The organism is Xanthomonas sp. NCPPB 3959 (assembly GCF_056675575.1).
In genome coordinates this window covers 166,494-179,542 of record NZ_JBWWVR010000010.1, presented here as the reverse complement: position 1 = coordinate 179,542, position 13,049 = coordinate 166,494, and the positions used below count along the sequence as shown (strand labels likewise).

Sequence of the window (13,049 nt, the reverse complement as noted above, 5' to 3'; positions counted from 1 at the left end):
TGCTGCTCTTTGCCAAGAGATGGAACTCGATGCGTCGTCCTACGATCTACGCAGCCGTTGCCTGCCTTGCTGCATTCCTTGCGCCGTTTGCCACCGCAGCGCAGACGCCACCGCCTTCATTTACCGCGTGTGCCGACGCTGCGGCACACACACCATTGGCCGGTAGCGAATGCCTGCTCGCCCAGGTGCCGCTGCGTCACGAATCGCCGGATGCCGGCACCATCAACCTGTTCGTCCGCCGTTTGCCGACACCGGACCAGACCAAGCGACGCGGCGAAGTGTGGTTGATCGCGGGCGGGCCGGGCGAAGCAGGTGCCTCGCTGTATCCAATGATCAGCACTTACCGGCGCGCCTTTCCTGGCTATGACCTGATCATTCCGGACCATCGCGGCACCGGGCGCTCCACCCGCCTGTGCCCTGTGCAGGAAGCGCCGCAAAGCGCAAACGGCGTGGGCCTGGCCGGCGCCGAATGGGGTCCGTGCATTGGCGCGCTCTACGCAGATTCTCAACGCACCAAGGCCTTCACCATCACCGAGGCGGCGCAAGATCTTGCCCTGCTGATTCGCCAGCAACGACGCAAGGGCAAGGTGCTGCTGTACGGCGTGTCCTATGGCACGCAGTTGGCACTGCGCACCCTGCAAGTGGCGCCCGTGCCGTTGGACGGCCTGGTGCTGGATGGACTGGTGCCGCCGGAGACTGCCGCGCAGTGGGACTTGAGCCACCGCACCACGGTGGTCGATGCGGTAGGCCGCGCGCTGCTGGATGACGCCCACACCGCGACTTATCGCGGCGTGCTCGATCGCAGCGACAGCGCCGCATGGCGCACCCAAATCCCCGGCAAAGACCTCAGGCGCTTTCTCGGCATGCTGCTCAACTTCCCCACCCTGCGCGACCGGACTCCCGCCATCATCGATGGCCTGGCCCGCGACGATGCCACGTTACTCACCGCCTCCATCGCCGATCTGCAGACCGCGCTAGCAGCCATGGGCCAAGGCGGCGAGAACCAACCCGCATTGCCGCTGGTCATGCTGATCGCCGCCTCCGAAAACAATGCACGGCCAACCCTCACCCACGAAACCGTCGCGGCCGAAGCCAAGGATGCCCTGTTCGTCAGCCCCATCCCCGGCCTGCTGGTGGACGCCGGCCTGCCCACCTACCCGCGCGACGCCTGGTTCGGCCGCAGCCCCACCACCCTGCCGCGCACGCTGATCATCCACGGCACGCTAGACCCCAATACCCCGTACGCAGGCGCGCAGGCGCATGCCGCATTGCTGAAAGCCGCAGGCCCGGTGACCTTCAGCACCGTTGAGCGTGGTGCGCATCTGCTCGCGTTTGCGGCGCCTGCGTGTTTTGCGAGTGCGGTTGCTGATTTTGTGGCGGACCGGAAAGTTGCTGGACGCTGTCGTGAGCCTGGCGAGTGATGATGGGAAAGGGGGGACAAATGACCCTGACCCAATTCTTTGGACGGCTACGCCGAGCGTGAAGCGGCCAAGGCCATGATCGCGGATGCACGCCAGGCCAACCCGGACGGTGCGCTCACGCTGGGCGCGGACAAGGGCTACGACGCAGCCGAGTTCGTCGAGGCGCTGCAGGAGATCCAGGTTGCCCCGCACATCGCGCAGAACACCAGCAATCGTCGCTCAGCGGTTCCTGATGAAGTGGCTGCAAGCGATGGCTACGCGATCTCGCAGACGAAGCGGAAGTTGATCGAACAAGGCTTTGGCTGGGCCAAGCTGATCGGCAACATCCGGCAGGTGATGGTGCGGGGCTTGGAGAAGGTGGGCCAGGTCTTCATGTTGAACATGACCGCCTACAACCTGGTACGCATTCGCACGTTGGGGCAACTGTGCCTGCACGGCGGGAAAGGAGATGAAAAAGGCGGAAGTCATCTCGAATCCGGCGTTGAAGGCCATGAATCAGTGTCCTGATGGACAATTTTTCGCCACTTCTGGCATGCGACGGAAAATTTACGGTGGTGCAGCATCGCTTGGCAGTTGGTATTTCAGCAGCCTGTTAGGCCCCTCCACCTCAATTGGAGGTAAAGTCATCCCATCCTCAGCGAACAGTTCGACATGCCCGCTAGCCTCGCACCCGCAGCCACCGAAACCACTGCAAGGGTTGACGTGCTCGAATTTATTACGTCTATGACCGAGGCGCTTGCATGGCCATTAGTTATAGGCCTTGTGATCTTTGCTTTCCACAAAGAGATCAAAGCATTGCTACCTAAGCTTGCTTCCCTAAAAGCGGGTGGAGTCGAGGCCTCTTTCACTTTCGGCGATCAAGTCAGCTCTCTCCCCCCCTTACCCACGCCTTCTGCGGATGTCCCGGTAAATGAAGTCCCTGCGGCGATACTTGAGGAGCCTAAACATCAAGGTTCAGCACAAGGCGACCCCCAGCTCGAGCAAGTACCGGGAAGCTCGGCACCCAAGATCGATATAAATCAGACCTCCGAATTCTTCGATTACTGTTATCTCCGCATGGAGCAGATGGACAACGATGATGGTGATCGCATCGAGTGGCTCAAGCTTCTACCTGACAGGACCATTAGTGTCCTTCATGAGGCGCGACTGATAGCCCACCACTCCCCCAGAAGCTCGGTAACTTTGGCTTGGCGAGGAGTTGAAATTACAGCGCGAGAATGTGCAAGAAAGTTTGGCCTCATCGTTTCGGAAACTCATTCGGCACGCACAATTATTAACTTGATTAAGAATGAAATAGCAATCGAAGATTCCACTCTAGAACGATATCTAGAATTGAACAAGCTTCGAAACGACGCTGTACACAGCGAGCATTTCTCGGGATCTCGCGATGACGCACTCCAATACATATATCGAGCAGAGGAGCTTGCAATAAACATCACGATTGAATTTCACCTCGGGCATGCTGGTATCAAAGCTTGACAGAGCGCCACGCGACGGTGGACTCGCCTGCATCCGCGTAGAGTTCGGCAGAGAAGTAACAGGGGTCAGGTTGACTTTTTCTATCTCGTCATCGCTTGTTCAAAACCTGGGCAAGCACATCTTGACCTCCCATACATCCCCCACCCGCCATCCTCGCCGCAGCCTCAACTGGAGAACACACGATGATGAAGTGGATGGGCACCGCGCTGGCCGCGGCACTGCTGGTGACCGGCTGCGCCAAGGTGGAGGGCGAGAAGTTCGTCGGCCACTGGGTCAACGTGCAGACGCAGGAAGAAACGATGGACATCGAGCGCAATGGCGAGACCTTCATGTTCCGCAGCACCACGCCGAAGTTCTTCAGCCGCCAGCCCAAGACCGAGAGCTACCCGGCGGTCTACAAGGACGGGGCGTTGCAGGTCAGCAACGATGGCGAGACGGTGAACTTCGCCATCGACGCGGCCAACGGCCACCTCAACACCGGCGGCGAGCAGTACCAGCGCGTGCCGGCCAAGTAAGGCCGCCGCTGTCACCGGCGCCCGCGTGCAGACCATCACTGCCGCACGCGGGCGTTTTGCATTTGTAGCCCTGCCGGTTTGTCAATATCTTTGCAAGCACGTCCGCGAACGCTCTCAACGCGTCATCGTTGGCCCAGGCGGAGTGACTGTCTGTTGCGATTGCTCAAGCGCTTGCTGCTGCTCTCGCACTTGCGATTGAGCTTGATTGATCGATTGCACGCGCTCAAACGATTGGTTTTCAGGTGTTTGCACCGCCTGCATCGTGGCCATGTCGGCACGAAGGTGCGCTGGGTCGCTCTGAATACCTTGAACCAGAAACACTTTTTCTCCGGCCGCAAGCTTGTCTGTTGGGCTATTGAGCAGCACATGGTCCACACGCGTCAGGCCTTCTTCCTTTGCTAGCACGAGCAGGCTGGCCGTCATGCGCTGACTTGATGCATCCCACTCCCGGCCATGTTGGGCATCGAGCTTTTCCACGCCACCTTTGATTTGTTGGTATAGCGCGTGATCTGCGTGATCTTGCTGCGTTGGCAGAGATGGCCTTGCCGACAATGGCGCTTGTGAATCACGGCTCGGCAAGTCCTGTTTCACATCGTTGACGAGGCTATCCGTACCAGACCCTGGCTCCGGCCTACCGTGTTTGCGCTGCAGTGGTGCAACGTGCTTGTCGTAATAGTCGCCGTAATACTGCTCGTACGTCTTACTCGGCCCAACAGAAGGCTGCTCAGTCTTGAATACCTGGGCAATCTGATTCAACGCTGCATCACGTGTGATTTGGCCTGCCATCTGCTGATCAGCAATTGCTTCGTACTGCTTTGGTCTCGTACCGCTACCAGCGATACCGATATCGGGACCTTGATGATTCAGAATCTCACGCCGGACCAACGCATTACTGAGTGTTGCGGCAGCTTCGCCGCGCAGCATGTTGGTGACATACGCATGCTTGGAGGAATAATCGGGTTCCTCGGTAAACCGATGATGTCCGATCTCATGTGAGAGTGATCCAGCAAGTCTTTCACCCTTGCCAATCGCGTTCTGGTCAATAACGATTTGCTTGTCAGGAATTATGTAGGTGCCCCCGCCGGCATTGCCCCACACAACACCTATGCCATCACGCTTGAGCTGAGACAGGCCTGCTTGAAGCGTGGGCGACTGACTGACAAGCGGCGTGAGCGCGGGGTCCGTCAGCGGAGAGGCAGGACGTACACCGGCGGAAGATGCAGCCGCTTGTTGCGGCTGTGGAAATCTTGAGTCTTCATTGGCTTCCATCATGCACTCCTTTGCTCGAGTAACTACGCTCTCAGCTTATAGCTTGTTAATCGAGATATAGCTCAAGTGCGACTGGTCTTGCGTCAGACCGAAAGTGACTTTTGCACCATCAACCTTCATCACCCAATAAGCTCTCGAATCGGGGGCGTCTGGCCGGGGCGGGTAAGGAACAGCGTCCACCCAAGGTGCATCTGCGAAGGCCGGACCAGGCGGAAAGAAATCGATCACTAATTTCCCTTGAGATGGATTGCCTGTTGTATTACTCAACTCAATACGCTGCAATTTTTCACCAGCCAGTGTCCCGCTCTCGCTGACTTGCAGTTCTCTTTCCCCGTCTGACTGGGTCGGTCGGAGTTGCGTGTGAAGCTGAGCACTAATGGCTGCGATGTCCCGGAAGTCAGTGCCGATCAAACGATCCACATCTTGCTTGAGGCGTTCCGTCACGTCTTTGCTCCTGGTTTCAATGGGGGGCTTGGTAGCTGCTACAGCTGAGTGACTGCGTGGAGTGCTAGAAACACATCCCGAATGGAGGGTGCACGCCAGTAGCCCAAGCGGCAACAAGATTGCTCGCGGGAAGGCGGCATGTCCCCAGCCAAATGGCAGACCATGTGATCCCCGAATGCGAAGGGCCATTTCTCTATCCCGCGCTAGAACTGTCGTGGAAATCTAGCACGGCAATATCCACCTGGATAATCAAAGCGCTGCCGCCAACGGCGACAGTATGTCGGGAGGTCCGAACTTTTTATGGTATGCAGACGTTGCACGGTATCGTTTGTATCGGCGGCTCCAACGCCCAACGGCGAAATGATCCTCGCTTGCGCGAATCGCGTTACCGGCCGTCGATGGCGCTTGCACCCGGGCTTCATGGGGTGGAATGCGCCGGATCAGGCTGAGCGTTCGTGCGGGATCAACTCCCTTTTTGATCCGTCACCGATACGCCTTAACCCTTTCTACATCCCCCACCCGCCATCCTCGCCGCAGCCTCAACTGGAGAACGCACGATGATGAAGTGGATGGGCACCGCGCTGGCCGCGGCACTGCTGGTGAGCGGTTGCGCCAAGGTGGAGGGCGAGAAGTTCGTCGGCCACTGGGTCAATGTGCAGACGCAGGAAGAGACGATGGACATCGAGCGCAATGGCGAGACCTTCATGGTCCGCAGCACCACGCCGAAGTTCTTCAGCCGCAAGCCCAAGACCGAGAGCTACCCGGCGGTCTACAAGGACGGGGCGCTGCAGGTCAGCAACGATGGCGAGACGGTGAACTTCGCCATCGACGAGACCAACGGCCACCTCAACACCGGCGGCGAGCAGTACCAGCGCGTGCCGGCCAAGTAAGGCCGCCGCTGTCGCCAGCGCCCGCGTGCCGACCTTCACCGTCGCACGCGGGCGTTTTGCGTTTGTGGCTCTGCCGGCGGCGCCGATCGGCCTGCGCCTGCCCCAAAGAAACGCCAAGCCTGAGGCACCGCCCGTCGCTCCGCCCGCTCTCCCCTGCCATCCAGCGCGCGCAAGCCTTACAGTGCGCAGGCACGCCAGGGTCATGGCGTTGCCCGACCGATCAATCCAGCAACTACGAGGGTGTCATGAGCAAGGGGATGGACCAGAAAAAGAGCCAGAAGAAAGAGCCGGCCAAGACGCTGAAGGAAAAGCGCGCGGCCAAGCAGGAAAAGAAGGCCAAGTAAGCCGCCCGGCCTGCCAGACGGCGAACGGGGTCAGGCGGATGCCTGACCTCGCGTTTTTAGGGCTAACACCAGGCGTTGAGCACGCGCGTTCCGCCTGTTCGTCATGAGCCGCTAGGCCATCGATCTGAGCGACCAATAGCACCAGCGCCTCACGGCACTGGCTGCTTTTTTGCAGGGCAAGGCGATCACACCGGCAGTTTGGTCGCCACGATCCGCATGGATAGGGTTCAACGACGACAGGCTTCCGCTACGGCGATGGCCCAGCTCGGACGCTTCATACCGCCACGCCACGAAACGTCTCCAGGATCCGCGCTGCGTCCTGGGAGGGCGGCAGGCCGAAGGTGCGTGCGTATTCCCGGCTGAACTGCGTTGCGCTTTCGTAGCCCACGTCCAGGGCGGCGGCGGTGACGCTCTTGCCGTGCGCGGTGAGCAACTGGCGCGCCTGCAGCAGCCGCAGTTGCTTTTGGTATTGCAACGGGCTGAGCGCAGTTGCCGCCTTGAAGTTGCGATGAAACGCCGACTCGCTCATGGCCGCCTGGCCGGCAAGCGTGGCGATGCGCAGGGGTTGGGCGTAGTTCGCGCGGATCCAGTGGATCGCCTTGCGCAGCCGTGCCAGCGTGGAATCGGGCGTTGCCACGGCCCGCAACACGCCGCCCTGCGGGCCCTGCAGTGCGCGGTACAGAATCTCGCGCTCGTAGGCAGGCGCCAGTGCCGGGATATCGGCGGGGCATTCCATGAGGCCCAGCAGGCGTACCCAGGCGTCCAGCATTTCCCCGGTCATGCTGGCGACGCAGAACGACAACGCATCGGCGCCTGCCGCGGAGGTGGCGGCCTGCGCGGGTAGATCGTGCAGCAGGGCGGCGATGGTTTCCGGGTCGAGCGTGAGGCTGACCGCAAGATAGGCAGCGCCGTCCGGTGCGGGGTGCACCTTGCCGATGGCGGGAAGGTCGACAGTCATGACGAAGTAGCTCGCCGGGTCGTAATGCAGCGTGCGGTCTCCCACCGTCATCGACTTACCGCCCTGCAGGATCAGGTTGATCATCGGGTCGTAGACCGCTGCCAGCGCGTGTTCCGGCACCTGGCCCTTCACCATCGCCACGCGCGGGATGCCGGTCTCGGTGCGGCGGTTTTGGGCATGCCGGGTGAGCCGCTTGAGCTCGATAAGTGCTGAATTCATTCGTTATCAGACTACGCCGCGGCCCGCCCGACAACCGCAAAAAGCAGGATCAGGCAGGCCCGTGCCGGCTTCGGGCAGGCACCCCGGCGCCCTGCCCTCTAGCCTGAGGACACCTTCAGACAAGAGCGCAACGCCATGAATATTGCAGTCATCACCGGCGGTAGCCGCGGTATCGGTGCCGCCACCGCCCTGGCCAGTGCCCGCCGTGGCATGGGCGTCATCCTGACCTATCACCAGAACCCGCTTGCGGCCGAATCGGTGGTGGCGCGCATTGCGGCCGATGGCGGCAAGGCCATCGCGTTACCGCTGGATGTAGGCGACACACGCAGCTTCGCCGGGTTCGCTTCGGCCGTGCAGGAGACGCTGCACACGGTCTGGCAGCAGGACACCCTGGCCGGGCTGGTGAACAACGCCGGCTACGGGGTGTTCAACCCGATCGAAACCGTCGATGAGGCGCAGTTCGACGGTCTGTTCAACGTGCATCTCAAGGGGCCCTTCTTCCTCACCCAGGCGTTGTTGCCGCTGCTGGGCCGCGGCGCGGCGATCGTCAACCTCACCAGTGCCACCACGCGCGTGGCGTTTGCCGGGGTTGCGCCGTATGCCGCGTTCAAGGGCGGGTTGGAGGTGCTCAGCCGCTACATGGCCAAGGAGTTCGGCGAGCGCGGCATCCGCGTCAATGCGGTCTCGCCGGGGCCCATTCGCACCGAACTCGGCGGCGGTCTGACGCCGGACTTCGAAGCCATGCTGGCGGCGCAGACAGCGCTGGGCCGCGTTGGAGAACCCGAAGAGATTGCCAACGTCATCGCCATGCTGTTGTCCGATGATGCGGCCTGGATCAACGCCCAATCCATTGAGGTTGCGGGTGGGTATCACGTGTAAGCCTTACCCGACCACAGTGCTCTTTTGCCGATAGCACGCGCGACATCCAACTTTCTCAAGATCGCGGCAGGAAGCGTTGCGCAGCAGAAGCACGGCGAGTGCCTGCGGGCTTCGGCTACGGTACGGATCAAGCTGCCAGCCGCTTGATCCGTGACGGCAGGTCGCCCAGCGCGCGGTGCGCCTGTTCCAGCTCATAATCGGCCTGCAGGCCCAGCCAGAAGCGCTCGGTCGTGCCCAGCGCGGCAGCCAGGCGCACGGCGGTGTCGGCAGTGATGCCGCGCTTGCCCAGCACGATCTCGTTGATGCGGCGCGGCGGCACGGCGGTGGCCCGCGCCAGTGCGTTCTGGCTGATGCCCATCGGCTCGAGAAACTCTTCGAGCAGGATTTCGCCGGGGTGGATGTTGGGTAGGACTGTCATGGACAGATGCCTCGTGCTCAGTGGTAATCGACGATTTCGACCTCGGCGACATCGCCCTCCATCCATCGGAAGCAGATGCGCCATTGGTCGTTGATCCGGATGCTGTACTGCCCGCGCCGCTCGCCCTTCAACGCTTCCAGCCGGTTGGCAGGTGGAATACGCAGATCGTCGAGGTGCGCGGCACCGTTGAGCATGCGCAACTTGCGGCGCGCGACCGGCTGGATGTCGGCCGGCAACCGGCGGGAGCGCTCACCCAACCAGATCTTTTCGGCTTCCTTGTCGATAAAGCTCCTGATCATGTGCTGACCATAACGTGATCCGTTATATGACGCAAGCCGTCATAGCTGCGAGATCGCCCCTGCCGCCTTGCCGCTTTGCCGAAGCTCTGGAGCGGCGCAACCTCCATCAAAACAATGCACCCTGCACCGGCTCGCTGGGAGTGGCTCCAGAACCGGCACTGGATGAGGAGCACGGCTTGCCCGACGTCTTGACGCTTCCTGCATCACCTCGATCTAGCGCAAGTCGTCGTCGGTGCCGTCCGCTCCTGCATCAAGCTGCTGCAACACGCGATCGAAATCGCTCACGAACAGCTGGTCCTGCACGATACGGTACTTTTCGAACTCGCTTTCCGCATGCGCTTTGGCGATCTCGGCGGTGACGCGCCCTGCGTCCTGCAACACCTGCCGGTCGGTGGCTTCGATGAAACGATTCAGACGCGTTTCCCAATCCTGCATGGTCATCGGGATCTGCCGCAGCGCCATGTCCTCGGCCAGGTCCAGATAGGCCGATACAAGGCGTTGCAACTGCGCCATCTCGCCGGTGGTCAGGTAGTTCTTGGCAACCGCCACATCGAACTTCTGGATCTTCCCGCGCGGTGCATCGGCCCAGGTGGTCAGGCCCATGTGCTGCTTGCCGGCATCGGCGCGGTGGTAGACGACTTCCGCCGCGGTTTGCCCGTGGATGGCCCAGTGCAGCTTGTTCTGCACCGTGGCGAAGAACCGTTGGGTTGCCTGCGCCGTGGCGTCGTAGTCCAGGGCGGTGGCGTAGATGTCGGTGATCTTCTGGTAGAACTTGCGCTCGGAGAGGCGGATCTCGCGGATGCGCTGCAGCTGCTCTTCGAAGTAGCGCTTGCCGAGCACCGTGCCGTCGTTCTTCAGGCGCTCGTCGTCCATCGCGAAGCCCTTGATCGTGAAGGACTCGATGATGGTGGTGGCCCACTTGCGGAACTGCACCGCGCGCTCGGAATTGACCTTGTAGCCCACGGCGATGATGGCCGCGAGGTTGTAGTGCTTGGTGTCGTAGCTCTTGCCGTCGGTGGCAGTTATTCGAAAATTTCGAATAACTGCATCTGCCTGCAACTCGTTGTCAGCGAACACCTTTTTCAGGTGGTAGTTGATGGTGTGGGTTTCTACATCGTAGAGCTGGGCCAGCATCTTCTGCGTCAGCCAGACGTTTTCGTCGGCATACGCCGCCTGTACGCCGCCCTCGCCTGCGGCGGCCACGAAGGTCAGGTATTCGGCCGCCGACGAGCGGACGAGAGAAATTTCATGCTTTTTCGCCATCGATGCCTCCCATGCTGGCGATACCGCACAACCAGGCGTTCTTCGGCCAAGAGGTTATCCGGGCACGCCCGATGACGGTGATAGGCGAACGTGCCGTTCTGCCGTAAGTGATGTTGCCATTGCGCCGGCTTGCGTCCATCAGAACAACGACCCCTGCACGGGCAACGCAGTGGGTGGTTCTGTTGCTGGCTTGGCGGGTGCCGCCTGCTGCTGCGCACCCAACCGCCACGCCAAACCTGAGATGCGTGCGGCGTGCCGGGCGAGCGCGCTGCGGATGACCGCTTCGCTGCCGGCCAGGTGCAAGGCGCGGCGGGCGCGGGTGATGCCGGTGTAGAGCAGTTCGCGGCTGAGCACGCGAGCGTCGCGGGTGGGCAGTTGCAGCCAGACGGTGTCGAATTCGCTGCCCTGGGCCTTGTGCACGGTCATGGCGAAGGCGCTTTCGTGCGCGGGCAGTGCGGCGGGGTGGAAGCCGCGCACCTGGCCGTCGCCGTCGCCTTCGAACCAGGCGACCAACGGGCCTTGGGCACGGCTGTCGGTGCTTGGGACGTGGCGGTTGGCGGTGGCGCCGGACTGGCCTGGTCCTGAAGACCGGCTTTCGTCGCTGCGCCCTGGAGAGGGACTCGCCTCGCTGCGCAGGCAGATGCCGACGTCGCCGTTGAACAGGCCGTGGCGGTAGCTGTTTTCGGTGATCAGCAGCAGGCGGCCTTGGAACCAGGGCGAGGCGCTGCCGAGGCGGCGGGCGCCGGAGCCGGCGTCGGCCAGCAGTTGTTCGATGCGGGCGTTGAGGCCGCGCGCGCCTTGCGGGCCGGCGCGTACGGCGGTGAGCAGGCGCAGGCGCGCGGCATCGCGCAGGGCGGCGGCCGGGTCTTGCGCGTCGGCCAGCGCGCGCCAGTGCGCGAGCAATGCGTCGCGGCCCAGGGCTAGCGGGTCTTCGCCGTCTTCGTGGAAGTGCACGCCGGCCAGCTCGCCGCTGCGCAGCAGGGCCAGGGCGGTGTCGGCGTCGCCGGCGCGGATGGCGTCGGCCAACGGGGCGAGTGCGAAGTCGTCTGCCTGGCGATAGCCGCGTAGCAGGTGCACGCGGTGGCCGGCGAGGCCGCCGGTGTGGGTGTGGCTGACGGTCTGGGTGCTGGCAGGCGTGCTTCCAGTGGGCGCGCTGCCGAGCAGGGGCTGCAGCGCCTGTGCGTCGTGCGGCTGCAGGGTATCGCCGGGGCCGGCGGCCTGCAGGATGGCGGCGAGCACATCGCCGGCTTCCACCGAGGGCAGCTGGTCGGCGTCGCCGAGCAGGATCAGCTGGGTGCCATCGGCCACGGCTTCGACCAGCTTGCACATCAGCGGCAGGTCGACCATGGAGGCTTCGTCGACCACGATCAGGTCGAACGGCAGCGGGTTGTCGGCGGTGTGGCGGAACTGCGGGGAATCCGGGATGACGCCGAGCAGGCGATGCAGGGTGCTGGCGCCGGTGGGCAGGGCGTCGGCCAGGTCCGGGTCGATGCCGTTGGCGATGGCGCGCGATACGGCGGCGCGCAGGCTCTCGGCCATGCGCTCGGCGGCGCGGCCGGTGGGCGCGGCCAGGGCGATGCGCGGGGCTGGGGTGTTGGCTGCCTGGGCTTGCGCGATGCGCAGCAGCAGCAGGCGGGCGATGGTGGTGGTCTTGCCGGTGCCGGGGCCGCCGGTGACCAGCAGCAGGGTGCGGCGCAGGGCGAGGGCTGCGGCCTGGGCTTGGCGGTCTTGGTGGTGGGATGGCTCGGGCAGGCCCTTACCCTCTTGGTGGACAGATGGCTCGGGCAGGCCCGTACCCTCACCCGCCCTTCGGGCACCCTCTCCCGGGGGGAGAGGGGTTGGGTCCACGGGGTGAGTGGTTGGGGTCGCGTCCGGGAATAGCTGGGCGAACAGCGGTGCCAGCGTGGCTGCGTCGAAGGGCGGCGGTGACTGGGCGGCGATGCGTTGCAGGCCTAACGCCAGGCGGCGTTCGTACTCGCGGTAGCGGCGCAGGTAGAGCAGGCCGTGTTCGAGGACTAGCGGGCAATCGGCGGCGGCGGGGTCTTCAGGATGCGGTTGGTCGACCCAGCGCGAGGCGGCCAGGGTGCGTTGCCAGTCGGTGGGATCTGGGAAGGTGGGTGATGGGCCGTCGCGTGGGTCCAGCAGCATGGCGGCGCGGGTGGGGTCCAGCCCTGCGTGGCCGCTGGTGACGGCCAGAGAGGCGAGTGCGGCGCCGGCCAGCACCTGGGGGTCGGTGTCCGGGGCCAGGCGTTGCAGGCTTTGGGCGAAGGCGAGATCCAGCGTGCGTAGGGCGCCGGCCTGGTTGAGGGCGGTTAGGAGGTTTGGGTGGTTCATGGGGTGGGCGTTCCCATGGTGGACGTACCCTCACCCCAACCCCTCTCCCGAGGGGAGAGGGGCTTTAAGGCGTCACTGGAAAGAGGCTCGGTGGGGTTGCCGGCGAACAGGGCGTCCAGAGCTTCCACCAGGGCTGGGTCGAAGCGCCAGGCGTGGATGCCGGGGACAGGCGTGATGGGTGCAGGCGTGTCGGACATGGCGTCGCTGGCGGGGTCGGAACCGGAGACGGAGCTGGCGCCGTTGACGGAGTCGGAGTCGGAGTCGGAGTCGGAGTCGGAGTCGGAGTCGGGGTTGGAGTTGGAGTTGGAGTTGGAGTT

Annotated in this window: 12 protein-coding genes and 2 pseudogenes; 6 read left to right on the top strand and 8 right to left on the bottom strand. The window is 63.1% G+C overall.

Going from position 1 to position 13,049, the window contains the following annotated elements; genetic code table 11:
• The first annotated feature begins 29 nt into the window (after nucleotides 1-29).
• From AC1KVG_RS13590 to AC1KVG_RS13575, 4 genes and pseudogenes are all read left to right on the top strand, one after another.
• Nucleotides 30-1,421, top strand: coding sequence for an alpha/beta hydrolase (locus tag AC1KVG_RS13590; RefSeq protein ID WP_481094738.1), 1,392 nt, complete (start codon nucleotides 30-32; stop codon nucleotides 1,419-1,421).
• Nucleotides 1,422-1,463: 42 nt separating this feature from the next.
• Nucleotides 1,464-1,928, top strand: a pseudogene (locus tag AC1KVG_RS13585) (transposase); the annotation flags it as partial.
• A 195-nt stretch (nucleotides 1,929-2,123) separates the two neighbouring features.
• Nucleotides 2,124-2,900 carry a hypothetical protein gene (locus AC1KVG_RS13580; protein ID WP_481094737.1) on the top strand — a complete coding sequence of 259 codons (777 nt, stop codon included), beginning with the start codon at nucleotides 2,124-2,126 and terminating at the stop codon, nucleotides 2,898-2,900.
• A 182-nt stretch (nucleotides 2,901-3,082) separates the two neighbouring features.
• Nucleotides 3,083-3,415, top strand: coding sequence for a hypothetical protein (locus tag AC1KVG_RS13575; protein WP_481094736.1), 333 nt, complete (start codon nucleotides 3,083-3,085; stop codon nucleotides 3,413-3,415).
• Between the two features lie 114 nt (nucleotides 3,416-3,529).
• Here the strand turns inward: AC1KVG_RS13575 and AC1KVG_RS13570 are convergent, their stop codons facing one another.
• Entirely contained in the window at nucleotides 3,530-4,684 is a 1,155-nt protein-coding gene (locus AC1KVG_RS13570) for an XVIPCD domain-containing protein (protein ID WP_481094735.1), read from the bottom strand.
• A gap of 36 nt (nucleotides 4,685-4,720) precedes the next feature.
• Nucleotides 4,721-5,128 (bottom strand): hypothetical protein, encoded by a 408-nt coding sequence (locus AC1KVG_RS13565; RefSeq protein ID WP_249046443.1) that lies wholly within the window; start codon nucleotides 5,126-5,128, stop codon nucleotides 4,721-4,723.
• Between the two features lie 557 nt (nucleotides 5,129-5,685).
• Between AC1KVG_RS13565 and AC1KVG_RS13560 the strand changes: the two genes are divergently transcribed.
• Complete coding sequence (locus AC1KVG_RS13560) at nucleotides 5,686-6,018, top strand: hypothetical protein (RefSeq protein WP_006449991.1); 333 nt, start codon at nucleotides 5,686-5,688, stop codon at nucleotides 6,016-6,018.
• A gap of 618 nt (nucleotides 6,019-6,636) precedes the next feature.
• Here the strand turns inward: AC1KVG_RS13560 and AC1KVG_RS13555 are convergent.
• Nucleotides 6,637-7,539 (bottom strand): AraC family transcriptional regulator, encoded by a 903-nt coding sequence (locus AC1KVG_RS13555; RefSeq protein WP_481094734.1) that lies wholly within the window; start codon nucleotides 7,537-7,539, stop codon nucleotides 6,637-6,639.
• Between the two features lie 135 nt (nucleotides 7,540-7,674).
• Here AC1KVG_RS13555 and AC1KVG_RS13550 point away from each other — a divergent pair, with 135 nt between their 5' ends.
• Nucleotides 7,675-8,418, top strand: coding sequence for an SDR family NAD(P)-dependent oxidoreductase (locus tag AC1KVG_RS13550; protein ID WP_481094733.1), 744 nt, complete (start codon nucleotides 7,675-7,677; stop codon nucleotides 8,416-8,418).
• Between the two features lie 127 nt (nucleotides 8,419-8,545).
• On the opposite strand, the gene AC1KVG_RS13545 is transcribed toward AC1KVG_RS13550, so the two are convergent.
• The 5 genes and pseudogenes from AC1KVG_RS13545 to AC1KVG_RS13525 all read right to left on the bottom strand — a co-directional run.
• Nucleotides 8,546-8,836 (bottom strand): HigA family addiction module antitoxin, encoded by a 291-nt coding sequence (locus AC1KVG_RS13545; protein WP_168959042.1) that lies wholly within the window; start codon nucleotides 8,834-8,836, stop codon nucleotides 8,546-8,548.
• Between the two features lie 17 nt (nucleotides 8,837-8,853).
• Entirely contained in the window at nucleotides 8,854-9,135 is a 282-nt protein-coding gene (locus AC1KVG_RS13540) for a type II toxin-antitoxin system RelE/ParE family toxin (protein WP_481094732.1), read from the bottom strand.
• 213 nt (nucleotides 9,136-9,348) lie between these two features.
• Nucleotides 9,349-10,398, bottom strand: coding sequence for a virulence RhuM family protein (locus AC1KVG_RS13535; protein ID WP_481094731.1), 1,050 nt, complete (start codon nucleotides 10,396-10,398; stop codon nucleotides 9,349-9,351).
• A gap of 138 nt (nucleotides 10,399-10,536) precedes the next feature.
• Nucleotides 10,537-12,732, bottom strand: coding sequence for an exodeoxyribonuclease V subunit alpha (recD, locus tag AC1KVG_RS13530; RefSeq protein ID WP_481094730.1), 2,196 nt, complete (start codon nucleotides 12,730-12,732; stop codon nucleotides 10,537-10,539).
• Nucleotides 12,729-12,902, bottom strand: a pseudogene (locus tag AC1KVG_RS13525) (PD-(D/E)XK nuclease family protein); the annotation flags it as partial. The pseudogene AC1KVG_RS13525 and the gene recD, both read right to left, overlap by 4 nt.
• Between the last annotated feature and the right edge of the window lie 147 nt (nucleotides 12,903-13,049).

What these genes read in the sequence shown, in the direction of transcription:
- AC1KVG_RS13555 (WP_481094734.1), bottom strand. Translation starts at nt 7,539, where the DNA reads ATGAATTCAGCACTTATCGAGCTCAAGCGGCTCACCCGGCATGCCCAA.
- AC1KVG_RS13550 (WP_481094733.1), top strand. Translation starts at nt 7,675, where the DNA reads ATGAATATTGCAGTCATCACCGGCGGTAGCCGCGGTATCGGTGCCGCC.
- AC1KVG_RS13575 (WP_481094736.1), top strand. Translation starts at nt 3,083, where the DNA reads ATGATGAAGTGGATGGGCACCGCGCTGGCCGCGGCACTGCTGGTGACC.
- AC1KVG_RS13545 (WP_168959042.1), bottom strand. Translation starts at nt 8,836, where the DNA reads ATGACAGTCCTACCCAACATCCACCCCGGCGAAATCCTGCTCGAAGAG.
- AC1KVG_RS13590 (WP_481094738.1), top strand. Translation starts at nt 30, where the DNA reads ATGCGTCGTCCTACGATCTACGCAGCCGTTGCCTGCCTTGCTGCATTC.
- AC1KVG_RS13560 (WP_006449991.1), top strand. Translation starts at nt 5,686, where the DNA reads ATGATGAAGTGGATGGGCACCGCGCTGGCCGCGGCACTGCTGGTGAGC.
- AC1KVG_RS13535 (WP_481094731.1), bottom strand. Translation starts at nt 10,398, where the DNA reads ATGGCGAAAAAGCATGAAATTTCTCTCGTCCGCTCGTCGGCGGCCGAA.
- AC1KVG_RS13540 (WP_481094732.1), bottom strand. Translation starts at nt 9,135, where the DNA reads ATGATCAGGAGCTTTATCGACAAGGAAGCCGAAAAGATCTGGTTGGGT.
- AC1KVG_RS13570 (WP_481094735.1), bottom strand. Translation starts at nt 4,684, where the DNA reads ATGGAAGCCAATGAAGACTCAAGATTTCCACAGCCGCAACAAGCGGCT.
- recD (WP_481094730.1), bottom strand. Translation starts at nt 12,732, where the DNA reads ATGAACCACCCAAACCTCCTAACCGCCCTCAACCAGGCCGGCGCCCTA.